Source organism: Parafannyhessea sp. LCP19S3_B1 (genome assembly GCF_052121955.1).
GTDB lineage: Bacteria > Actinomycetota > Coriobacteriia > Coriobacteriales > Atopobiaceae > Parafannyhessea.
In genome coordinates, this window is record NZ_JBQKDH010000009.1 from 24582 (window position 1) to 47046 (window position 22465).

The following is a 22465-nucleotide window of genomic DNA, read 5'->3' on the forward strand; positions in this document are numbered from 1 at the left end:
TAGAATGTGCGCATGAACGTACGAACGCAGTTTTATTTGCTTGTTATCGTCCGTGAACGGTAGAATTATTCTGGTGAACGGTAGAAAGGGCCTTAAATGGGCACATCGAGGAGCCTTGTCGAGAGCCGGCGAGCCGAAATCGTCGAGACGCTGAGCGAACGAGGCAACACAAAGGTGACCGAGCTTGCGAAGGAGTTCGGGGTTTCGACGCTCACCATACGGCGCGACCTCGACTTCTTGGTCGAGAAGGGCATGGTCCGCAGGCTGCACGGTTCCGTGGAGCTGATAGACCCCCTCGGCAGCCCCATCAACTCCTCCGCAATCCTCGCGAAACGCAGCATCGCCGAGGAGGCGGCGCGCTTCGTGGAGGACGGCGACACCATCTTCATCAACACGAGCTCCACCGCGCTCTCCGTGATCGAGCACATCACGAGTCAGAACGTGACCATCGTCACGAACAACGGCAAGGCTCTGCAGCTCACCCCTCCCCCGGGCGTCTCGGTCATCCTCACCGGCGGCGAGATCCGCCAGCCCAAGTGGTCCATGTCGGGAGAGTTCGCCCTCTCCACCGTCAAGCACATCAACGCCGCGAAGGCCATCCTCGGCTGCTCCGGCTTTTCCGCGGACCGTGGAATCACCACGCTCGTCTCGCACGAGACGAGCATCAACTCGCTCATGCTGGAGCATTCGGACGCACATATATTAGTTGCGGATTGCACGAAGATCGGAACGAACTCGAGCTTCCGCTACGGCAGCGCCGCACAGGTGGACATCCTCGTGACGGACGAGAACTCCGACGAGGAGGAGATCGTGCGCCTGAAGAGGGCGGGCATGCGCAAGGTTGTGTACCCAGCCGAGAAGTAGCCCTTCTCGCCCGAGTGGCCCTTCTCGCCCGCTGGTCCTTGCCCCCGCGTTCTCGTCATGCGCGCACGCGGCGGAAGCCCATGTGCGAGCGGTGTTATGTCGTATTTCGATAACGACTTGCCACAATTTTCAATTTGTTATCAGCAGCCTCGGAGGCTACCCTATACAGACTGCATGTTCTTGCTGGTTCTCCCTGTTGGCGAACCAAGCGGCGACTATTTGCTCGTCGCATAAGACATGCACGCAAGACAGCTTGGTTCGATCGGAGCATCGACTTGATTTCAGTAGAGCACCTATCAAAGCGCTTCGGGGGCAGCACGGGGGTCCATGCGCTCGACAACGTCACCCTCACCATCCCCGACGGCGACGTCTTTGGCATCATCGGCATCTCGGGCGCGGGCAAGTCCACGCTCGTGCGCTGCCTCAACCTGCTGGAGCGCCCCACGTCCGGCAGCATCGTCGTGGACGGGACGGACGTCACGAACCTCAAGGGCGCCTCGCTGCGCGAGTATCGCCGCAACGTCGCCATGATCTTCCAGGGGTTTGGCCTCCTGGCTCAGAAGACCGCGCTGCAGAACGTCTGCTTCCCCTACCTCGCCAGCAACGGAAAGGTGACGGACGCGGACAGGAAGGAGGCCCTCGGCTTCCTCGAGCGCGTCGGCCTCGCGGACCGCGCGTCCTCCTATCCCGCGCAGCTCTCCGGCGGCCAGAAGCAGCGCGTCGCCATCGCCCGCGCGCTTGCCTGCCACCCCAAGTACATACTGTGCGACGAGGCGACCTCGGCGCTCGATCCCGCCAGCACGGCGTCCGTCCTCAGGCTGCTGCGCCGCATCAACGAGGAGACCGGCGTCACCATCATCGTGATTACCCACTCCATGCAGGTGGTGCAAGACATCTGCAAGAACGTGGCCGTCCTCGTCGAGGGCAAGGTGGTCGAGAAGGGCACCGTGTCAGAGGTGTTCGCCGATCCCAAGCACGAGGTAACGCGCCAGCTGTTGGGAAGGGAGAGCTGGGATGAGTAGCCTTTCTCTTTTGATGGACCAGTTCGGGGCCCTGCTTGGACAGGGCCTGGCCGATACGCTCGTGATGCTGTTCGCTTCGACCGCCGTCGCCTACGTGCTCGGCATCCTTCTGGGCGTCGTGCTCTGCGTCACGGCGCCGCGCGGACTGCGCCCCATGCGCACGCTGAACGCCGTCCTGGGATGGGTCGTCAACATCGGCCGCTCCATCCCGTTCATCATCCTGCTCGTCACGATGTTCCCGGTCACGCGCGCGCTCGTGGGAACCACGACCGGAGTCCGCGGCGTCATCCCGCCCCTCGTGCTCTCCACCACGCCGTTCGTGGCGCGCATGGTCGAGCAGTCGCTCGCGGAGGTCCCGCGCGACGCCATCGAGGCCGCCGAGGCCTGCGGCGCGTCCATCCCGCGCATCGTCGTGTCCGCGCTTCTCCCCGAGGCCCTGCCCTCCATGGTGCGCGGCGTCTCCATCACGCTCATCGCGGTCCTCGGCTACACCGCCATCGCCGGCGCCGTCGGCGCGGGCGGCCTGGGCGACATCGCCATCCGCTACGGCTACTACCGCTACCAGGACACCGTCATGATCGCGACCCTCGTCCTCATCGTCATCCTCGTGCAGCTCATCCAGAGCACGTGCGACCTCATCGCAAAGAAGATCGACCACCGCTAGCGCAAGACAGGCGCAACGCAAAGCAAAGGAGAAGAACATGCTCAGCAGAAGGTACTTCATCCGCGCGGGATTCGCCGCCATCGCCGCGGGCGGACTCGCCGCATGCGGCAACGGCTCCGCATCGTCCGCAGCCAAGAGCAAGAAGCTCACAGTCGCCGCGTCGCCCTCTCCCCACGCAGAGATCCTGGACAACTTCGCCGCGCCCAAACTCAAGAAGCAGGGCATCACGCTCAAGACGAAGGAGTACACGGACTACATCATCCCCAACCAGGTGACCTCCTCCGGCGAGGTGGACGCAAACTACTTCCAGCACATCAACTACCTCAACAACTACAACAAGGAGAACGGCACGGACCTCGTGGGCGTCGCCGCCATCCACTACGAGCCGTTCGGCATCTACGCCGGCAAGTCCAAGGACCTGAAGGGCATCCAGGACGGCGCGCAGATCGCCGTCCCCAACGACCCCACCAACGAGGGCCGCGCGCTGCTTCTGCTGCAGCAGGAGAAGCTCATCACCCTGAAGGACCCCGACAACCTGCAGGCCACGCCCGTCGACATCGCCAAGAACCCGCACAACCTCAAGTTCGTCGAGGTCGAGGCGGCCGCCGTCGCGCGCCAGCTTCAGGACGTGGACTTCGCGGTCATCAACGGCAACTACGCCATCGAGGCCGGCATGCACGTGAAGGACGCCCTCGCGGTAGAGGACAAGAACGGCAAGGCCGTCAAGCAGTACGCCAACTACATCGTCACGACGCCGGACAAGAAGGACGACGCGCGCATCAAGGCCCTGGTAAAGGTCCTGACCAGCGACGACTTCAAGAAGTACCTCGCAAAGACCTACGACAAGGACGTGCTCCCCGCGTTCTAGTTCCGCACCCGAACGCCGCCCGCACCCCACGCCGCCCGCACCTCGCATCCGCAGGCACCTGGCCCGCACCTCGCATCCGCAGGCACCTGGCCCGCTCCCGCACCCGCGGGGGCGGGCCTTCTCGCATGCGCCGGCGCGGTACGAAACGGGTGACCTGGTACCGAAAAAAATCCTACTTGCGCAGTGACATTTCTCTTCTTATAGTACTAGTCAAAGACATGGTACCGATTTGGTACTGCAAGGAAGGAGCATGGCCATGGGCGAGAAGAACATGCAGTCCAGGCAGCCGGCCATCTTCGTGGGCCACGGCGACCCCATGATGGCACTGCGCGACGACGACATCGCGCGCGGCCTGCGCAACGTGGGCGCACGCCTGCTGAGGAACAGGCCGAAGGCGATCCTCGCCGTGTCCGGGCACTGGTACACCCGCGGGACCCTGGTCCAGAGCGACCCCACGCCGCGCCAGGTAAACGACATGTACGGCTTCCCGCCGGAGCTGTACGCCATCAAGTACCGGCCCGCGGGCAACGCGGAGCTCACGCGGCGCGTGCGGGAGCTTCTGGGTGCGGACGTAGAGGTGGACGACACCTGGGGGATCGACCACGGCGTGTGGACGCCGCTCCACCACATGCTGCCGAACGCGGACGTGCCCGTCGTGGAGCTGAGCGTGAACGGCCTTGCCGACGCCCGCTACGCCTACGAGCTGGGAAGGCGCCTTTCTCCCCTGCGCGACGAGGGCTTCGTGGTGCTGGGCAGCGGCAACGTGGTGCACAACCTGCGCATGGCCGACTGGGACAACCCCGACGGCACGCCGCAGAACGTCGCGTTCGACGAAGCCGTGCTCGCCGCGGTCGCCGCGCGCGACGACGACGCCGCGATCGACTACCAGCACCTGCCCCATGCGGACTATGCGGTGCCGACGCCGGACCACTACCTCCCGCTGCTCACGGTGCTGGGCGCGGCCGAGGGCGAGCAGGCCGAGGTCTTCAACAAGGTCCGCAACCTTGGCTCCATCTCGATGACGAGCTACGCGTTCGGGCTGGGTAAGTAAGAGACGACGCAAGGACGGCGCAGACGCGCAAGAGCAACGCAGAGAAGTGCAAGAGCAACGTAAGGAGAAGAACATGTCTGACAACAAGAACGTGCTGATCGTGGTGGGAACCCTTCGCAAGGACGGCTACAACCTGCAGCTTGCCGACCACGTGAGGCAGCTTCTGGACGGGCGCGCCAACGTGAGCGTGCTCGACTACTCGCAGCTGCCCCTCATGAACCAGGACCTTGAGAACCCCGAGCCCGCCGCCGTGGCGGCCGTGCGCGAGGCCGTGCGCGAGGCCGACGGCGTGTGGTTTGTGTCGCCGCAGTACAACGCGTCGTTCCCCGGCCACATCAAGAACCTGGTCGACTGGCTCAGCCGCCCGCTTCCCGGCAAGGGCCGCGACTCCGCCGCCACCAACGGCATGAGGGCCACGGTCAGCGGCGCCGGCGGACGCACCGCGACCGCCGAGATGCGCGCCGCGCTCGACTCGCTGCTGGAGTTCGTGGGCGTGCAGGTAATGCGCGAGGGCGAGACGGGCGTCGCGCTCTCCGGCGAGTCCTGGGCCTCTGGCAAGCTGGCGCTTTCCGCCGAGGACGAGGCCGCGCTCTCCGCACAGGCGGACGCGTTCCTGGAGTTCATCGCGTAGCGGGAGGACACATGGACACACAGGCGGCACACAGGGTCGCCCATGACGGGGGAGCGGACCTCTTTGGGGTCTGCCCCTTCGTCACGTCGCAGTCGATACTGCAGGGCAAGTGGGCAATCCTCATACTGCATCACCTGGCGGAGGGGCCGGTGCGCTTCAACGAGCTGCTCCGCCGCATGGACGTGGCGCAGGGCACGCTGTCGAAGCAGCTTAAGAACCTGGAGCACGAGGGGCTGGTGCGTCGCACCGTGCACACGGACGGGCCACTGCGCGTCGAGTACGAGCTGACGGACATCGGCCTGAAGTTCAGGGGCGTGCTGGACGCCATCGAGGCCTGGGGAAACGACTACATCGAGTTCCTCCACGAGCACGACGGGGGCGACGCGCACTAACATGGCGTGCCGAGTGCCATCGCGCGTCGATCGGAGGTAGGTGCGTGCAGAGTCCCAAGGTGCCCGAGGGCAAGAGTGTGATAGACGCCGCGCCCGCGCGCCCGGAGGGAGCGCGGCTCGCACGCGCGGGCATAGCGGGCGCAGCGCCTGCGACAGGGGCGCGCCGGAGCTACAGCGCGATGCCCAGCGCCACCAGGACGACGCCGCACGCGAGCACGACCACGTCAAGGGCGCGCATGGGGTAGCGCTTGTAGCTGCTGTCGCGCGTGCGCAGGTAGAACCCGCGCTGCTCCGCCGCGAGGGCGGTCGCGTCGGTCTTGCCCACGGAGCTCACCAGCAGCGGCACGCACAGCGGCAGCATCAGGGTGAGCTTGCGGATGGGGTTCTTCGTGTCGTACTCCACGCCGCGCGCGCACTGAGCCTCCATGATCGCATTCATCTGCTGGCCGAAGACGGGCACGAAGCGCAGCGCCGTCGTAAACGTGAACGCGTAGCGGTACGGCACGTGCAGCACCTCCACGCACGCGTTCGCAAGGTCGTTCAGCTTGGTGACGCTCAGCATCAGCACCAGCGGCAGCGCGACGCCCAGAAGCCTGAGGCTTGCCTTGCTGCCCGTGACCAGGCCCTTGCTCGTCATCCACAGAACCACGGGCGTCCCCTGGCGCATGAACGCCGTCTGCAGCACCAGCATGACCACGGCAATGGGCACCAGCAGCTTCAGCAGGCTCACGAGCTTCGACGTGGCGCGCGCGTACAGCCCCAGCGCGAAGGTCAGAGCGAGAAGGGCAAGAAGCATGGGGTAGGTGTCCGCCGTGAACGTGGCGATGATGATCGCCGCGGCGACGCCCAGCTTCGTGACCGGGTTCAGCCTGTGCAGCACGGTGTCTCCCGGGACGTAGTCGATCACGTTAACCACGGCGCATCATCTCCTCCGTCAGATCCACGATGCCGGACACCTGGCTGATTCCCGCAAACTCAGGCGACGTGGTGCGCGCGAGCACCTGCGAAAGCTCCGTCACCTGGGGCGCCCTCACGCATGCCCTGCGCATGAGGTCCGCGTCGCCAAACATCTGCTGCGTGCCGCCCCGGCCCAGGATGCGCCCGTCCGCCATGACCACGATGCGCTCCGCGAAGTCGCTCACGACCTCCATGTCGTGGCACACCATGATCACGGCACAGCCGCGCTCGGCCATGTCGCTCACCGTGTCCATCACGGTCATGCACTCTCGATAGTCCAGTCCGCTCGTAGGCTCATCCAGAAGCACGACCTCCGGCTCCATGACCACGACGGACGCGAGCGCGACCATCTGGCGCTGGCCTCGCGAAAGCGAGAACGGCGCCTCGTCCGAGGGAAGGCCGAAGCGCGCGATGACGGCTGCGGCCCGCTCGCGCGCGTCCTTCTCGCCCACGCCCTGCAGCGTGAGGCCGAACGCGACCTCGTCCAGCACGGTGTCCTTGCACAGCTGGTGGTCCGGGTTCTGGAACAGCGTGGAGCAATGGGCCGCGATCGCGCTGGTGGGGACCTCGCGCGTGTCGAGCCCCGCCATGCGCACCGTGCCGGACGCCGGACGCAAGAGGCCGTTCAGGAGCTTGGTCAGCGTGGTCTTTCCGGCGCCGTTCTGGCCGACGATGCCCACGACCTCGCCGGGATAGACCCGCATGTCCAGGTGGTCGACGGACGCCGTGCCGCCCGGATAGGCGAAGCTGACGTCCTCCAGGCTCACGACGGGGGTGGCGTCCACGGCGTGGGGACGCGGCACGGCGACGTGCTTGGACCCCGCGCGAATCGCCGCCGCGCGCACGTCGTCCGCGGCGTGTGCGGGGCCGCGGGCCGCGGACCCCACCAGGCCGCCGATGAGCTCTGCCGCCTCCGGCACCGTGAGGCACGGCGTCGCGCCGCGCACGAGGCCGTCGCGCGCGAGCGAGTTGTACACGCGCGCGACGCGCGGGCTGTCGACGCCGATGCGCCGAAGCTCGTCCGCGTGCGCAAACACCTCGCGCGGCGTCCCGTCCAGCACGAGCGCTCCCCCGTCCATCACCAGGATGCGGTCGCAGTACTCGGAAAGCAGCGCCACCTTCTGCTCTATCACAACGACGGTAACGCCCTCCTCGCGCACCTTGCGCAGCGTGTCGAACACGAGGGCGGAGGACGCCGGGTCGAGCGCCGCCGTCGGCTCGTCGAGCACGAGGACGCGCGGGCGCATGGCAAGAATGGCTGCGATGGCCACCTTCTGCTTCTGGCCGCCGGAGAGCGTCGCTATCTCGCGGTCCCGCAGGCCCGCGATTCCCACCGTGTCGAGCGTCCGAGCGATGCGGTCCTCGATCTGGTCGTGCGGGACACCGAAGTTCTCGAGCCCGAAGAGCAGCTCGTCCTCGACCACGGACGCTACCATCTGCGTGTCGATGTCCTGCAGGACGCTGCCGACGACCTGCGAGATGTCCGTCAGCGTGACGTCGCAGGTGTCGCGCCCGTCCACCAGCGTGGAGCCAAACAGCTCGCCACGGTAGTGGTGCGGTATCGCCCCGGACAGCACGGAGGCCAGCGTTGACTTGCCCGCGCCGGAGGGGCCGATGACCCCCACGAACTCGCCCTCGCCTATGCGAAGCGACACGTCGCGCAGGGCGGCGGGGACTTCCTTCCCCTGCGCTGCGGCCTCGCCGTAGCGAAACGTGACGTGGGACATCTCGATGATGGACTTGCTCTCTTGCATGTAATCGGATACCTCTCATGTGCGCCCGCCGGCGCGATCGTGTCTCGCACCCGTGGGGGCCGCCCCCTCGGACGGCCGCCACGGCACGCATGTCCTACTGCAGGAGTCTACTCGCTGATCTTGAGGGCCTTGCAGACGGGGATGTAGAGTGCCTGCACCAGAATCGCGTTGAAGACGCCGGTCGCGAAAACGACGGGAAGCATCGCCGCGGCGAGCTGGGCCACGACGCCAAGCATCGCCATCTTGATGACCATGAAGATGCAGCCGCTCACGACCGTGGTGACGAAGGTGCCGATGGCGGGAACGAACTTCTTCGCGCCGCCACGCATGCCGGCGTTCACGATGACGGCCATGAGCATCGCGGCGATGCCCTCCGCCGCGAAGTCGATGAACGGCGAGGTGGTGGTGATCTGGATGACGGCGGCGGAGATGAGGCCGATCACGAGGGCCTGGGGAACGTTCGGGCGGACGACCAGGATCGTGAGGCAAAACGCCGAGATGATGAACTCGGGGCTGATGACGCCACCGGACAGGCTCGAGATCGCCTTGCCCACGGTGAAGTTGAGGATGAATCCCGCCGCCAAGAGGACGGCGAGAAGAACGAGCGCTCGGACGTCGAGCTTGCCGTGGTCGACGACGTTGACGGTGCGGGCCTGCTGGGCGTTGGATGCGGTAGCCATGATTTTCTCCTTTGCGCCGCCTTGTGGAAAGGCGCTGTGTCTGTCTGTGTCATGAAATTTCGTAATTTATGTTCGTGATGCGCTCTTGCTAGCCCTGCCATCGAAGCGCGAAGGGGTTTGGGAACTTCATTCTTTCCTCCTGGAACGTACTGGCTCGTACTCGCCCGCAAAAGAAAAAAGGACTCCGGTCGAAACCGGAGTCCTTCAGTCTGCGCAGGTGTATGGCGCGTGAGACTCACGATCGACCGTTCGAAAGAGAGTTGTGCCACCACCAGTTGTTCATGACCGCATTAGCGTTGCCCATGGTGACCCTCCCCTCGAAGTCTCGTGCCGCATGCGCGGCTACGCGTCCGTTGCGTTGCACTATAGGCCAAGCACGCGCGCGGGCGCAAGGGTAAAGATGTAAACGTTTCGTTTCCCCAATGCCCTCCCGTCGTACAGGCAAGGCGTGATCACATGCACTTCCTTAGGTAGTACACGGCGATCTGGGTCCTGTTCCTCAAACCCAGCTTTGCCAGAATCGACGATATGTGGTTGCGCACCGTCCCCTCGCTCATGAAGAGCGTCGCGGCAACCTCCGCGTTCGTCATGCCGTCCGCAATCGCACGGACCACATCAACCTCCCTCTCGGAAAGCCCCTTGAGCGCGCTCTCGTCTCGGGTGGCCCGCGGCGCGTTCCCTCCCCTCGCGTTCGTGCCGATGGAGAGCTCCGCCGCACGCGCAAGGACCTCCCCCTCCAGCACGCACTGTCCGTTCATGACGGACCTCAGCGCAGGTGCGATCGTGGAGACGTCCTGCTTGATGAGGTAGCCTCGCGCCCCAAGCCTTAGCGCACGAACGATGTACTCGTCATCGGAAAACGTCGTCAGGAACACGATGCGTGCCGCCGGCTCCATGCCAAGTATTTCCTCTGCCGCCGTAAGACCGTCTCCGTCCGCCATCTGGATGTCCATGAGCACGACGTCCGGCTCGACGCGCGTGAAGAGCGACACCGCCTCGTGCCCGCTCGTACCCGTGCCCACAACGTCCACGTCAGGCTCCACGCCCAGTATCGTGGCCAGGGACCTGACCACGATCTTGTCGTCGTCCACCACGATCACCCTCATTGTCAAGCCCCCTCGTCCATCTCCCTCGGAACCGACGCGAACACGACGAACCTCTCACTCCCCTGGCTGCCGTCTACCCGGGCGGAGAACACGCCGCCCATCTCGAGCACGCGCGCCCGCATCGACCTCAGCCCCATGCCGCGCAGCTCAAGGTCAACCCCCGAAGGCGGCATGACGCCGTCGTTCGTGATGCGAAGCTGCCACAGCCCCGGAAGGCACGCTACCGCCACATGGGCGTCAGATGCGCGCGCGTGGCGGGCCGCGTTGGTGAGCGCCTCCCGAGCGACCATCAGAAAGCACCTGCTCACCGCAGCCGGAGGAACGACGTCCGGACTACATGCCACCGTCACGTTCTGGATGCCGCACTCCGACGATAGCCTGTGCAGCTCGCAGCCCAAGTCAAAGCCGGAGTCCTCCAGGGCGTGCACACTCTTGCGCATGGTCGAAAGCGCATCGTTCAGCCCGACAAGAACCTCGTCAAGATCCCTGATGACCTCGGCTTCGCCCCCGTGGATGACCTTGAGAGCCTCCACCTGCAAGACGAGCCTCGTGAGCAGATGTCCCACGGAGTCATGGATCTCCCTCGCAATCCTCGTGCGCTCGGACAGCGCCGCCGCATGCGTCTCGTACTCGCGAGCATCCACAAGCTCCGCGTTCTTCTCGCCCAACGCGATGAGCCTGTCGTTCAGGTCGTCCTGCAGGCGATGCAGCTGGGACCGCACCTCCAACGCGTCCGTCGTCCTCACGGAAAGCGCGAGCGAGAAGAGCGTGACCACCACGAGCCGGCACACAGCGAACAATCCCAGCCCACGAGCCGCCCCCATGCACGCCGCGAACGCAGGCGGCACCAAGGCCAGCCAGCGATTCTTGAGCCTCGCGGCGTCGTAGCCCGAAAGAGGGGCGACGGCGCAGGCGGCCGGCGCGAACGCGCACAGCACGAGAGGGGCAAGCGCGAGGGCCAGGGCCGCCTTCCGGCGCCGACCTCCCACCACCTCGAAGGCGGCGCTTGCGCACACGGCAACCAGCATCGCAACCACCGCCATCGCGAGGTCGGTCCGCGTCGACGCCGCCAAGGCCAGGCAGGCCCCGAGCACCAGAATCTTGTCAGTTATTCTCTCCATGGAGCAAGTATAGGGGTGCGACGGGCGCCTAGGGCGAGGTCATGACATTCGTCATGCCCGGCAGACCGATCGGTTACACAAGTCACTACCGCATCCGCAAGGCAGGTGCAAGAATCTGAGACGAAGGCTCGTACTCCCGTCAAGAGAAAGGACGACGATGCCGAACCCACAGGCGACAGAGTCCCCCATCCGTCCCTCGTCAGAGCCCGCCGTCAGCATCGGCAACCTCGTCAAGCGCTACGGCGGGGTCGTCGCCGTGGACCACCTCTCGCTCGACATTGCACAAGGAGAGGTCTTCGGCCTCCTTGGGCCAAACGGATCGGGAAAAACCACCACCATCAACTGCCTTCTGCAGCTGCTCGACTACGACCACGGGCACATAGAGCTCTTCGGGAAGCCGATGCGACCGGACAGCTACGACATCAAGCGCAAAATCGGGCTCGTCCCCCAGGAGGTCGCCGTCTTCGACGAGCTCACCGTAAGGGAGAACGTCGACAGCTTCTGCTCCCTCTACGTCCCGCAGTCCGGCCGCAGGCGCGAGCTGGTCGACCGCGCGATCGAGTTCGTGGGGCTGCAGAAGTTCCAGAGCTTCCGCCCAAAGAAGCTTTCGGGCGGGCTGCTGCGCAGGCTTAACATTGCCTGCGGCATCGCGCACCAGCCGTCGCTCATCATCATGGACGAGCCGACGGTGGCGGTCGACCCCCAAAGCCGCAACTCCATCCTCGACGGCATCGAGAGGCTCAACGGGGAGGGGGCCACCATCATCTACACCTCCCACTACATGGAAGAGGTGGAGCGCCTGTGCAAGCGCGTGCTCATCATGGACCACGGGCGCTCGGTCGCAAGCGGCACGCCAGACGAGCTCAAGGCGATGGTCGGCACGGGCGAGAGAATCTCCGTCGAGACGGGGACCATCTCTGAGGCGGCCATCGAGTCGGTGCGCATGCTCCCGCACGTTCGCGCCACGGAGTTCTCTGGAGGCATGCTGCACGTGCAGTGCTCGAATGGCGCGCACAACCTCTCGGAGGTCCTGGGCGCGCTCGCACGGGCGCATGTCGACTACGGCCGCGTCCTCTCCGAACCGCCCACGCTCAACGACGTCTTCCTCGAGATCACGGGGCGCGAGCTCCGCGACGAGTCCTAGGAGGCACCATGCTCGCTAGCATCAGGACGAGCGTGCTCACGCTCGTGCGCGACAAGTCCCTCCTCGTATGGACGCTCGCCTTCCCCCTCATCATGACCTGCATCTTCATGGCGATGTTCTCCGGGCTTGATGACGCGTACTCCCTCATCGGCTCAAGGCTCGGCGTCGTCAGGAACGCCCGCTACGAGTCCGCCAGGGGCCTGGACGAAACGCTCTCCTCCCTAGCCAAGGCTCCCAGGAAAACTCGTGTCTGCACCCTCAGGTACTACGCAAGCGAGAAGGACGCGCGTGCCGCCGCCGCGGACGGAGCCATAGACTCCTACCTTACCGTTGGCTCGGACGGGATTCCCGCGCTGCACGTCAGCCAGGCAAGCATAGCCGCCAACGGCTCGCGTCCCGCGACTGTCCTCGCCGCGGCGATCAACTCGTATGTCCGAACGTCCGACGCGATCTCATCCGCCTCGAAGAAGAGCCCCGCGCTTGCGGCAAGGGGAACGGTACAGGCCGCCTATCTTGGCGATTCCGTGCAAATCAGGCACTTCTCCGCCACGAAGAACGCACCCGACAGCAACGCCTCCTTCTATTTCGCCCTCCTTGCCATGACCGCGGGACTGGGGGCCACGTCAGCCATGCTCACCACGAAGAACCTCCTGCCCACCACAAGCGCCCTTGGCGCGCGGCAGACCGTTTCTTCCACGCCACGGTGGCGTATGCTCGTCGGCGCCCTCTTTGGCGCATGGATGTGCCAGTTTGCCTGCATGCTGGTCGCGCTGCTGTTCATGGCAACGGTCGCCCGCGTGGACTTCGGAAGCGGGATGGCGCCTCTCTTCCTCGCGGTGGCGGTCTCGTCTCTGGCGAGCTGCGCGATGGGGTCCCTCCTCGGCACGATCCCCCACATGCAGGTGGGAATGGTCTCGGGGATAACCTGCCTGCTCTCGCTCTTCACGGGTCTCTACGGCCCCGGTGCGCAGGAGCTGACCTATGCGCTGGAGAGCGCCGCGCCCGCAATCGCCCACGCAAACCCCCTGCGGCAGATAGCGCACTGCTTCTACTCGCTCCTCTATTACGACACCTACGACTCCTTTCTGCGTTCCTGCCTCGCGCTGTTGCTCATGACCCTGGCCGCGCTTGCCCTTGCGGGCCTGCGCATGAAGAAGGTGTCCCATGCCCACCTTTAAGACGTACATGAGGATTCTCCTCGCCCACCGCGCGTACATCATCGTGTACCTCGTCATCGTCTCGATAACGGGAATTGCGATCGGGCTTTCGACGGCGTCGGGCTCAAATCAGCGCTTCACAGCAACCTCGTCGAGGGTCGCGATAGTCGACCGCGACGACTCGAAGCTCTCTCGAGCGCTCTCCGCCCACGTGGCGAAGGACAACACCTTGGTCCCCCTTGCGGACGACAAGAAGTCGGTCCAGGACGCGCTCGCCCAGGACGCGGTCTCGTATCTCCTCGTCATCCCGAGGGGCTGGGGGCACGGTCTCATGGCCGCAGCTGCCGACGGGGGCGCCGCCCCCGCCCTGGAGGCCTCCGTGTCGTATCGCTCCGGCGAGGGTTTTCTCGTGGACCAGGAGGTAAAGAGCTACGTCCAGGGGCTCTTCGGCTCGGCATCGCTCGGAGGAAGCCAGTCGGACGCGGTACGTGCGACCGACGAGTCGTGGGGCAAGAGCATCGGCGTCTCGACCATCGGCCAGCGCGCGACGCCGCTCTCCAGCTCCCTCGTAAGCGCCGCGCTCTTCTCCTCGTATCCCATCTTCGCCAGCGTCACCGTCTGCATCGCCCTCCTGATGAGAGCCCTCAACGCACCGGCGGTACGCGGGCGCAGGCTCGCCTCCCCGCAATCGCCTAGGGAGCGCAACGTCGCCCTTGTGGCCGCGTGCGTCTGCATGGCCCTCATCGCCTGGGCGTGGAACTTCGGGCTCCAGGTCGCCATCCTCGGACGCGACGCAATCGCACGGTCCCCCGCGCAGCTTGCGATCGTGGGACTGGCGCTTCTCGCCTACTCTCTGGTGTCGGCAAGCGTGGGGTTCCTCGTTGGGCAGCTGGGCGTCTCGGAGAACGCCGCGAACGCCGTCGCAAACATCCTGGGCATGGGGCTCTCGTTTCTTGGCGGGGCGTGGACGGGCCTGTCCCTGCTCCCGGACGCACTTGTCGCCATCGCCCACTTCACCCCGCTCTACTGGGCGTATCGCGCCATCGAGGGCGCGTCGGGCATGAGGGTCGTATCCAGCTCGAGCGTGCTGCCACTCGTGGGATGCATCGGCGTCTGCACGCTGTTTGGCATAGCCATACTGCTCGTTGGCATTGCGCTCGGACGCGCCAGAGCCAAGGGGTAGCTCGGATGGGCGGGGCGTGGATAGCGGCCGCCCATCACGGGGGGATGCCGCGCGCGACGCGAAACCCCTGGGGCTCTTGGCAATGTTGCGGAGTTTTAGCAGGTCTCGGCTTTATGCGCTATCGTTTCTGGGTCACAGTCAATGCGTGGCTGCCTAAGGGATGAGCTCGCGCAAGACGTCAGCCCACGCAAGGAAAGCGAGACTCAGATGAAGCTCACCGGCAGCCAGATACGCCAGCTCCGAAGCATGTGCAACCAACTCAAGCCAACCGTCTCCATCGGCAAGGCGGGCGTGGAGGCCGTCGTGGCCTCGACCGAGGAGGACCTCGAGGCGCACGAGCTCGTGAAGTGCACCGTCCAGGGAACGTCCGGCCTCGACACGCGCGAGGCGGCAGATGCCCTGGCAGAGCTCACGGGTGCCACGGTGGTACAGGTGATTGGCCACAAGTTCTCTATCTACCGCGAGACCAGCCGCAAGGACGTGGAGAAAATCAGGCTCCGCTAGCGGCAGCACAGTCGTACGAGTAAAACTTGTTCGGCCGGGACGCCTCGGGCTTTGGGGCGTCCCGGCCGTCTTTTGTGCACAGGGAGCCGTAACACACGTGAACTCTGCACGCTGGTCCGCGCGCTCCCTTGCATATTGCGTGCCAATCGCTCACGATGGGCTGCAATCACCAAGCACCGGAAACAGAGGCCAAGATGCAAGCACCACACCCCACCGGAGGCAGCCCGGAGCCGCAGGACACGATCCTCGTCGTCGAGGACGACCCTGACATCGTGGAGATACTCCGCCTCTACCTGGGAAGCAGCGGATATCGCTTCCTCTCCGAGGGCGACGGCGAGCGCGGCCTCGACGTCCTGCGCAAGAGCGACGTGTCACTGGCGCTCGTAGACCTCATGATGCCCTCCATGAACGGCTTCGACTTCATCAAGGAGGCCCGCTCCTTCACGGACATCCCCATCATCATCGTGTCCGCGCGCAACCAGCCGTCGGACAAGGTGCTCGGCCTTGACCTGGGCGCGGACGGCTACGTAACCAAGCCGTTCGACCCCACGGAGGTCCTCGCGTACGTGCGCGCGGCGCTGCGCCGCTACCGTCAGGGCATGGCCGCCGAGCACGACGGGGGCGAAAGCGCCGCCACGGGCGAGAAGAACGTCCTTTCCGCCGGCGACCTCGAGCTTGACCTCGATACCCTCGTGCTCCGCAAGCGCGGCAACGTGATGCCGCTCACGGCGTCCGAACTGAAGATACTTCACAAGATGATGTCCGCTCCCGGACGCGTTTTCACGAAGGCACAGCTGTACGAGGCCATAAGCGGCAGCTCCTACGGCGGAGCGGAAAGCATCATGATGCACGTCTCGAACATCCGCTCGAAGATCGAGGACGACCCGGGCAAGCCGGCCCACATCAAGACCGTGCGCGGATTGGGGTATCGCTTTGACGAATAGCGAGAAGAACGACAAACGCACCAGGCACACCAGGCTGCGGGCTGCGTTTCGCAACGCTACGACGAGCCTCACCGTGAGGTGCCTTCTGGTAGTACTCGCCTACATACTCGCAATGGCGGGAGTGCTGCACGTCACAAACAAGCTCGCAACCGAGGAGCTCAAACGCACTTCTCCGTACATAGAGATGTTCGACGACGGCTCGACCATGATGCAGACTGATGACTTCAATCAGATGGCGTCGCTTGTCTCACCGCCAAGTGCACTTCTGGTGTTCGACGGGAAGGGAGGGCTGCTCTTCTCGACCAGCCAGAAGGTCGCCCAGAAGATCACCGCAAAGGAGCTCCCGCTCATCGCGGGCGACGAGGACGATGGCTCTGTGTACGTGATGCTGGACCGCAAGGACGACCGCGGAAGGACCGTGCACGAGATCAACCTCTGCAAGCCCGAGTCCACTCCGGACGGCTACGCCATCAGCGTCAAGTCCACCTGCACGTATCTCTCGGACGGCACCATCGTGGGCGGCGACCTCTTTGGCGATAAGACCCGCCTGACCAAGCGCGAGATGTCCCTGCTCCAAGGCGTCTACAGCCGCCGCATGATGATCGCGAAGCACAGCTACAAGAACGAGAAGGGCCAGCGGCGCATCCTCGTGCTGCTTTCGCCCACGGAGTCCGGCAAGGACTTCAGGGCAGCCGTCGACCGCTCGAACACCTACCGCATCGCGTCGGTACCCATCGCCGTCGCGCTCACGGTCCTGGCGATCGCCGTCCTCGCACGGGTCGTGCGCAGGTCCACCCGACCGCTGGACCGCGCCATAGACGCGCGCCGCAGCGGCGTCGGCAACGCGCCGGACCCGTCCGCCATGCCCGTGGAGCTCAGGCACACCTACGAGGACTTCCTCGGCCTCATGACCGAGCTCGACCACGCGCAGGACGACAAGCGCCGCATGATCGCAGACGTCTCGCACGACCTGAAGACCCCGCTTTCGGTCATTCGCGGCTACGCCCAAGCGTTCGAGGACGGCCGCGTTCCGCAGGAAAGCGCCGAGAAGTACCTGCACGCCATCGCCGCGAAGGCCGACCTTGCGTGCGAGCTCATAGACTCGCTGCAGTTTTTTGCGAAGACCGACCACCCCTCGTACCAGGCGACGCTCGAGAACCGCGACCTGTGCGAGGACCTGCGCCTCATGCTCATCGACAAGCAGCCCGACATCGAGCAGGCGGGCGGCACGCTCGTGGTGGAGCTCCCGGACAGGCCCATCCTCGCCCGCGCGGACGTCGAGCTCCTCAGGCGCGCCGTCAGCAACGTGATAGACAACGCCTACAAGCACAACCCCCGTGGCGTCACCATCCGCGTCGCATGCGCGGCAACGCGCGACGGCGCCCTCGTCTCGATCGCGGACGACGGACAGGGCGTGCCCAAGGACATCCGAGCGCACGCGTTCGAGCCGTTCGTCACCAGCAACAAGGCGCGCTCCACCGGCAAGGGCACGGGACTGGGCCTTGCCATCGCAAGCACGTGCATGCAGGTGCAAGGCGGCACGATTTCGTTCGCGGAGCACGCCGAGTCCCCGTACTCCACGGAGGTCCTCATGACCCTCCCGGCCGCGCAGAAAGACTAAAGGTTCCTTTAGGCGGCGTTTAGGTAGACAAAAGGTTGTCCCCATAGCATGGGTTCCAACGTCAGCAAGACGAAAGGCATCCATGCTCACAAGAACGAACGTCCTCACCTACCTAGAGGACTCCGCCAGGCGCGACCCCAACGCAATCGCCGTCATCGACGAGACCGGCACGTACACGTACGCAAGGTTGCTGGAAGACACGCAGCACGTCGGCAGCGCGCTCGCAAGGCGCGGCGCGTGCGGGTCGTCCGTCATCATCATGCTGCGCAAGAGCGAGCTCGCACTTGCCTGCATGCTCGGCATTCTGCAGGCCGGCGCGTGCTACGTGCCCGTCGACACCAGCGCGCCCGCCCACAGGCTCCAGCACATGGCCGCGACCCTCGGAGACGCCCTCGTCGTCGCAGGCGAGAAGAACGCGGACGCCGTGCGCCAGGCCCTTCCGGGTCGCGAGGTGCTTGTGGCAGAGGAGCTGCTCCGCCACCCGGTGGACCCCACGGCGCTCGAGGCGGCCCGCTCCCGCACCCTCTCGTGCGATCCGGCATACGTCATGTTCACCTCCGGCTCCACCGGCACGCCGAAGGGCGTCGCCGTCAGCCACGGCGCCATCGCGAGCTTCGTGGACGAGTTCGTCCGCACCTTCGGCTTCACGAGCGAGGATCGCTTCGCGAACCAGGCCCCGTTCGACTTCGACATCTCCGTGAAGGACGTATACGGGTCGCTCGCCGTGGGCGCCACGCTCGTGCTCGTCCCGCGCGAGCTGTTCATGCAGCCGCAGGCACTTGTCGACTGCCTCGAGAAGAACCAGGTCACCGTCATGGTCTGGGCCGTGGCCGCCCTGTGCATCGCCAGCGCGTACCACGTGCTTGCGCCCGGCAGGCTCCAGAGCGTGAGGCAGGTCCTCTTCAGCGGCGAGGTCATCCCCAGAAAGCACCTGGACGCCTGGCTCAGATGCCTGCCCGACGCCCGCTTCGTCAACCTGTACGGCCCCACGGAGATCACCTGCAACTGCCTGTACCACGTGGTGGATCGCACGGCCGCATACCCGCACGGCCTTCCCTTGGGCAAAAGCTTCGGCCACTGCGAGGTCCTTCTCCTCGACGAGGCGGACCACCTGGTGACGGAGCCGGGCAGGCTGGGAGAGCTCGTCGTGCGCGGCCCGTCCGTCGCCCTCGGCTACGTGGGCAACCCCGAGGCCACGGAGCGCTCCTTCGTGCAGAACCCGCTCAACGGCCTGTACCACGACCGCGTGTACCGCACCGGCGACCTCGCGGAGCTGCTTGATTCCGGCGACCTCGTCTTCCGCGGACGCCGTGACAACCAGATCAAGTACATGGGCCACCGCATCGAGCTCGAGGAGGTCGACAAGGCGTTCGAGGACCTCCCCGGCGTGCAGAGGTGCCGCTGCGCCTTCGACGCACGGCGCCAGCGCCTGCGTGTGTTCTTCGAGGGCACCGCAAACGAAGCCGCGCTGCCCCGCCTCGTGGCAGACACGCTCCCCGCAAGCATGAGACCCTCCAGCATCACCAGAGTGGATTCCATGCCCCTCAACAAGAACGGGAAGGTCGACCGGGCAGAGCTGCTCAGGACGTACTTCCCCACCAAGTCCAAGGAAGGAAGGTAAGCCGGCATGAACGCAGAGGAACTCAGGCGCGTGGGCGAGTTCTGCCAAACGCCGTTCTACGTCTTCGACGAGCGCGAGCTAGCAGACCAGGTCAGCCGCATCCGCGAGGTCCTGCCCCCGCGCACCAACATCTGCTTCGCCATGAAGGCGAACCCGTTCGTGGTGGGCCCCATCTCGAAGCTCGTCGACAGGCTCGAGGCCTGCTCCACGGGAGAAGTGCGCATCTGCCAGGCCGCGGACGTCGACCCCAGCCAGATCGTCGTCTCTGGCGTCGCGAAGGACCCCGCCCTCATGCGCGAGCTCATCGCGGGCGACGCGGGCATCGGGCACTTCACCTGCGAGTCCCGCCTCCAGTTCGACATGCTCTCCGGGCTGGCGCGCGAGACGCACACGCACATCGACCTTCTGCTCCGCCTCAGCAACGGCAGCCAGTTCGGCATGGACGCAAGCACGATCATGAAGCTCTCAGCCGCATGCGCCAACGACCCGTACGTCACCATCCGCGGCATCCAGTACTTCACCGGCACCCAGAAGACCTCGTCCAAGCGCATCGCGCGCGAGGTCGCGAAGCTCGATGGGTTCGTGGCAGAGGTCGGCCGCGCCTACGGCTGCCCCCTCGCCGAGATGGAGTACGGCGCGGGCCTTCCCGTCGAGTACTTCGAGCGCGACCCTAAGGCCGTCCGCCAGACGGAGCTCGAGCCTGCGCTCGCGCTCTCCCGCGCGCTTACCGACGCGTCATTTTCCGGCCAGGTCACCATCGAGCTCGGCCGCCGCATCGCCGCGACGTGCGGCACCTACGTCACACGCGTGGTGGACGCAAAGCAGATCGACGGCCAAAACGTCGCCATCGTCGACGGGGGCATGCACCAGATCACGTACTACGGCCACGCCATGGCCATGAAGCAGCCACCGTGCCGGGCGCTCACCCCCCACGGAGACCCCGACCTCCGCTGGACGGTCTGCGGCTCGCTCTGCACCACGAACGACATCCTCGTGAAGCAGATGCCCCTGGGAGACCTCGCGGTGGGCGACCTCGTCGCCTTCGACAAGGCGGGCGCGTACTGCATGACAGAGGGCATGTCGCTCTTCCTGAGCCGCGACCTCCCCGCCATCGTCTGGCGCGACCGCGCGGGCAAGCTCACGCTCCTTCGCGACCGCATCGAGACCGCACCCCTCAACAGCGTTCGCCCGCTCTGACAGAGCGTAACGACATATCGCAAGACCACGCATGCAACGTGCAGACAACACAAAGGAGAAGAACATGAGGACCGTTACCGAAATCCTTCAGGAGCTCAAGCCCGGCGTTGACTTCGAGGGCTCGACCACGCTGATCGACGACCGCGTCATCGACTCGCTCACCATGGTCGCGCTCGTGGCCGAGCTCGAGGACGAGTACGACATCGAGGTTCCGCCCGTCGAGATCGTCGCCGATAACTTCAACTCAGTCGAGGCGATGGAGATGCTGGTCAGGCGCCTGCGCGAGGAGGAGCTCGACTAGCTCCCATATGCGCCAAGACGCCCCCGCCGACCCAAGCACTCGTGTCGCCGGGGGCGTTCTCTGTAGGTCCCAACCCAGGGGATAGCATGACTTCCTATTTTTCCATCCTGTTCTTCGCGGTGTTTCTGCCCCTTGTGGTGGCCGCGTACGGCATCGCCCCCAGAAAGGCGCGCTGGGTCGTGCTGCTCGTGGCGAGCTACGCGTTCTTTTGGATCCTCAGTGGCAGGCTCATCGTGTTCATACTGGCCTCGACGGTCTCCGTCTACGGCCTTGCCCTCGCACTCGACGCCCAGATCAGGCAGAGGGACAAGCGGCTCGCCGGCGCCACGTCGGGCAAGCGCGCCATCCGCGCCAGCGCGAAGCGCCGCATGCGCGCCATCCTCACGGCGGGCGTCCTTCTCAACGTGGACATGCTCGTCGCGCTCAAGTACGTGAAGTTCTTCGGCGAGGCGCTCTCCGGCCTGTTTGGGCTCTTCGGCCACGGCTTCGTGGTCAACGTGCCGCCGCACGACCTCCCCATAGGCATCTCGTTCTACACGCTCATGGCGGTGTCCTACCTGGTGGACGTCTATCGAGAGTCCGTGCGCGCGGACAGGAGCCTTGGCCGCGTCGCGCTGTACCTGAGCTTCTTCCCGCAGATCATGGAGGGGCCAATCTGCCGCTACAACCAGACGGCGGAGTCCCTCACCGCAGGCGAGCCGCTTGACCGCAGGTCCATGTACGCGGGCACGGTCCGCATCCTGTACGGATTTGCGAAGAAGATCATCGTGGCGGACAGGCTCAACGCGTTTGTGCGTCCGGTGTTCGGCGGTCACTACCTCTTCGACGGCGGTGTCACGGCGTTCGCGGCCATCCTGTACACGCTGCAGCTGTACTGCGACTTCTCGGGCACGATGGACGTGGCCCTGGGAATCGCCCAGATCTTCAACGTTCGCCTGCCCCAGAACTTCAGGCAGCCGTTCTTCTCGCGCACCGCGTCCGAGTTCTGGAAGCGCTGGCACATCACGCTGGGCACGTGGCTTAAGGACTACGTGTACTACCCCGTCTCGCTCAGCGCGCCGTGCAAGCGCCTGACCAAGCGGGCGCGCAAGGTGTTCGGCAACCGCTACGGACCGCTTTTGGCCAGCTCCGTCGCACTACTGTGCGTGTGGGTCATCAACGGCCTGTGGCACGGCGCCGGCAGCCAATACCTGTTCTTCGGCATGTACTACTTCGTCCTCATCATGGCGGGCGGCCTCATCGAGCCCATCGCCGCGCAGGCGGCCCTGCGCCTGGGCATCAATCGAACGTCCGCTCCGTACCGCGCGTTCCAGACCGCGCGCACCCTCGTCATCGTCTTCGTGGGCGAGATGTTCTTCCGCGCGGACGGCCTTGCCGCCGGCCTCGCCATGTTCCGCAGGATCGTGACGGACTTCTCGCTCGGCGCGTTCACAAGCGGCGCCATATTTGCCGTGGGACTCGACGGCCCGGACTACCTGGTGGTCTGCCTGGCGCTTGCCGGCGTGCTCGCCGTGGGCATCGCGCGGGAACGCAGCTGCGACGTGCTGGGCGCCCTGTGCGAGCGCGGCACCGTCGCCCGCTGGGCCGTGGCCATAGCGCTGTTCATGGCAATCGTGATCTTTGGCGCGTACGGCGCAAGCTACATCCCCATCGCTCCCATGTACGCGAAGTTCTAGGAGGCAC

The 22465-nt window shown here is 65.4% G+C and carries 22 protein-coding genes; 17 read left to right on the forward strand and 5 right to left on the reverse strand.

Annotation, left to right across the window (positions count from 1 at the left end):
- Positions 1-96: 96 nt before the first annotated feature.
- From ACTQWE_RS06070 to ACTQWE_RS06100, 7 genes are all read left to right on the forward strand, one after another.
- Positions 97-864: a DeoR/GlpR family DNA-binding transcription regulator gene (locus ACTQWE_RS06070; protein ID WP_441856904.1), complete on the forward strand. Its 768-nt coding sequence runs from the start codon at positions 97-99 to the stop codon at positions 862-864.
- Between the two features lie 275 nt (positions 865-1139).
- Positions 1140-1886 carry a methionine ABC transporter ATP-binding protein gene (locus ACTQWE_RS06075; protein ID WP_170103681.1) on the forward strand — a complete coding sequence of 249 codons (747 nt, stop codon included), beginning with the start codon at positions 1140-1142 and terminating at the stop codon, positions 1884-1886.
- Positions 1879-2550 (forward strand): methionine ABC transporter permease, encoded by a 672-nt coding sequence (locus ACTQWE_RS06080; protein ID WP_441856903.1) that lies wholly within the window; start codon positions 1879-1881, stop codon positions 2548-2550. Before ACTQWE_RS06075 ends, ACTQWE_RS06080 begins: the two co-directional genes overlap by 8 nt.
- A gap of 37 nt (positions 2551-2587) precedes the next feature.
- Positions 2588-3418, forward strand: a complete 831-nt coding sequence (locus tag ACTQWE_RS06085) for a MetQ/NlpA family ABC transporter substrate-binding protein (RefSeq protein WP_441856902.1) — start codon at positions 2588-2590, stop codon at positions 3416-3418.
- Between the two features lie 256 nt (positions 3419-3674).
- On the forward strand, positions 3675-4469 hold the full coding sequence (locus ACTQWE_RS06090; RefSeq protein WP_441856901.1) for a dioxygenase family protein: 795 nt from the start codon (positions 3675-3677) through the stop codon (positions 4467-4469).
- A gap of 73 nt (positions 4470-4542) precedes the next feature.
- A complete protein-coding gene (locus tag ACTQWE_RS06095) occupies positions 4543-5100 on the forward strand; it encodes an NADPH-dependent FMN reductase (RefSeq protein ID WP_441856900.1) in 558 nt (185 codons plus the stop codon).
- An 11-nt stretch (positions 5101-5111) separates the two neighbouring features.
- Entirely contained in the window at positions 5112-5492 is a 381-nt protein-coding gene (locus tag ACTQWE_RS06100; protein ID WP_441856899.1) for a winged helix-turn-helix transcriptional regulator, read from the forward strand.
- A 169-nt stretch (positions 5493-5661) separates the two neighbouring features.
- On the opposite strand, the gene ACTQWE_RS06105 is transcribed toward ACTQWE_RS06100, so the two are convergent.
- The 5 genes from ACTQWE_RS06105 to ACTQWE_RS06125 form a co-directional block, all read right to left on the reverse strand.
- On the reverse strand, positions 5662-6408 hold the full coding sequence (locus tag ACTQWE_RS06105) for an energy-coupling factor transporter transmembrane component T family protein (RefSeq protein ID WP_441856898.1): 747 nt from the start codon (positions 6406-6408) through the stop codon (positions 5662-5664).
- On the reverse strand, positions 6401-8203 hold the full coding sequence (locus tag ACTQWE_RS06110; protein ID WP_441856897.1) for an ABC transporter ATP-binding protein: 1803 nt from the start codon (positions 8201-8203) through the stop codon (positions 6401-6403). Before ACTQWE_RS06110 ends, ACTQWE_RS06105 begins: the two co-directional genes overlap by 8 nt.
- A gap of 107 nt (positions 8204-8310) precedes the next feature.
- Positions 8311-8883: a hypothetical protein gene (locus tag ACTQWE_RS06115; protein WP_170103674.1), complete on the reverse strand. Its 573-nt coding sequence runs from the start codon at positions 8881-8883 to the stop codon at positions 8311-8313.
- A 452-nt stretch (positions 8884-9335) separates the two neighbouring features.
- Positions 9336-9989 carry a response regulator gene (locus tag ACTQWE_RS06120; protein WP_441856896.1) on the reverse strand — a complete coding sequence of 218 codons (654 nt, stop codon included), beginning with the start codon at positions 9987-9989 and terminating at the stop codon, positions 9336-9338.
- Positions 9990-9991: 2 nt separating this feature from the next.
- The gene (locus ACTQWE_RS06125; protein ID WP_441856895.1) at positions 9992-11110 is read right to left on the reverse strand and encodes a sensor histidine kinase; all 1119 of its coding nucleotides are present in this window, start codon (positions 11108-11110) and stop codon (positions 9992-9994) included.
- Positions 11111-11267: 157 nt separating this feature from the next.
- On the opposite strand from ACTQWE_RS06125, the gene ACTQWE_RS06130 reads away from it, so the two are divergent.
- From ACTQWE_RS06130 to ACTQWE_RS06175, 10 genes are all read left to right on the forward strand, one after another.
- The gene (locus ACTQWE_RS06130) at positions 11268-12254 is read left to right on the forward strand and encodes an ATP-binding cassette domain-containing protein (RefSeq protein ID WP_441856894.1); all 987 of its coding nucleotides are present in this window, start codon (positions 11268-11270) and stop codon (positions 12252-12254) included.
- A gap of 8 nt (positions 12255-12262) precedes the next feature.
- Positions 12263-13432: an ABC transporter permease gene (locus tag ACTQWE_RS06135; protein WP_441856893.1), complete on the forward strand. Its 1170-nt coding sequence runs from the start codon at positions 12263-12265 to the stop codon at positions 13430-13432.
- On the forward strand, positions 13419-14594 hold the full coding sequence (locus tag ACTQWE_RS06140; RefSeq protein ID WP_441856892.1) for an ABC transporter permease: 1176 nt from the start codon (positions 13419-13421) through the stop codon (positions 14592-14594). Before ACTQWE_RS06135 ends, ACTQWE_RS06140 begins: the two co-directional genes overlap by 14 nt.
- Before the next feature lie 207 nt (positions 14595-14801).
- Positions 14802-15098, forward strand: a complete 297-nt coding sequence (locus ACTQWE_RS06145; RefSeq protein WP_170103668.1) for a YhbY family RNA-binding protein — start codon at positions 14802-14804, stop codon at positions 15096-15098.
- Positions 15099-15292: 194 nt separating this feature from the next.
- The gene (locus ACTQWE_RS06150) at positions 15293-16042 is read left to right on the forward strand and encodes a response regulator transcription factor (protein ID WP_441856890.1); all 750 of its coding nucleotides are present in this window, start codon (positions 15293-15295) and stop codon (positions 16040-16042) included.
- On the forward strand, positions 16032-17663 hold the full coding sequence (locus ACTQWE_RS06155; RefSeq protein WP_441856889.1) for a sensor histidine kinase: 1632 nt from the start codon (positions 16032-16034) through the stop codon (positions 17661-17663). Before ACTQWE_RS06150 ends, ACTQWE_RS06155 begins: the two co-directional genes overlap by 11 nt.
- A gap of 82 nt (positions 17664-17745) precedes the next feature.
- Positions 17746-19284 carry an amino acid adenylation domain-containing protein gene (locus ACTQWE_RS06160; protein ID WP_441856888.1) on the forward strand — a complete coding sequence of 513 codons (1539 nt, stop codon included), beginning with the start codon at positions 17746-17748 and terminating at the stop codon, positions 19282-19284.
- Positions 19285-19290: 6 nt separating this feature from the next.
- Positions 19291-20481, forward strand: a complete 1191-nt coding sequence (locus ACTQWE_RS06165; RefSeq protein WP_441856887.1) for a diaminopimelate decarboxylase family protein — start codon at positions 19291-19293, stop codon at positions 20479-20481.
- 64 nt (positions 20482-20545) lie between these two features.
- A complete protein-coding gene (locus ACTQWE_RS06170; RefSeq protein ID WP_090847533.1) occupies positions 20546-20782 on the forward strand; it encodes an acyl carrier protein in 237 nt (78 codons plus the stop codon).
- Between the two features lie 86 nt (positions 20783-20868).
- Entirely contained in the window at positions 20869-22458 is a 1590-nt protein-coding gene (locus ACTQWE_RS06175) for an MBOAT family O-acyltransferase (RefSeq protein WP_441856886.1), read from the forward strand.
- Positions 22459-22465 lie beyond the last annotated feature (7 nt).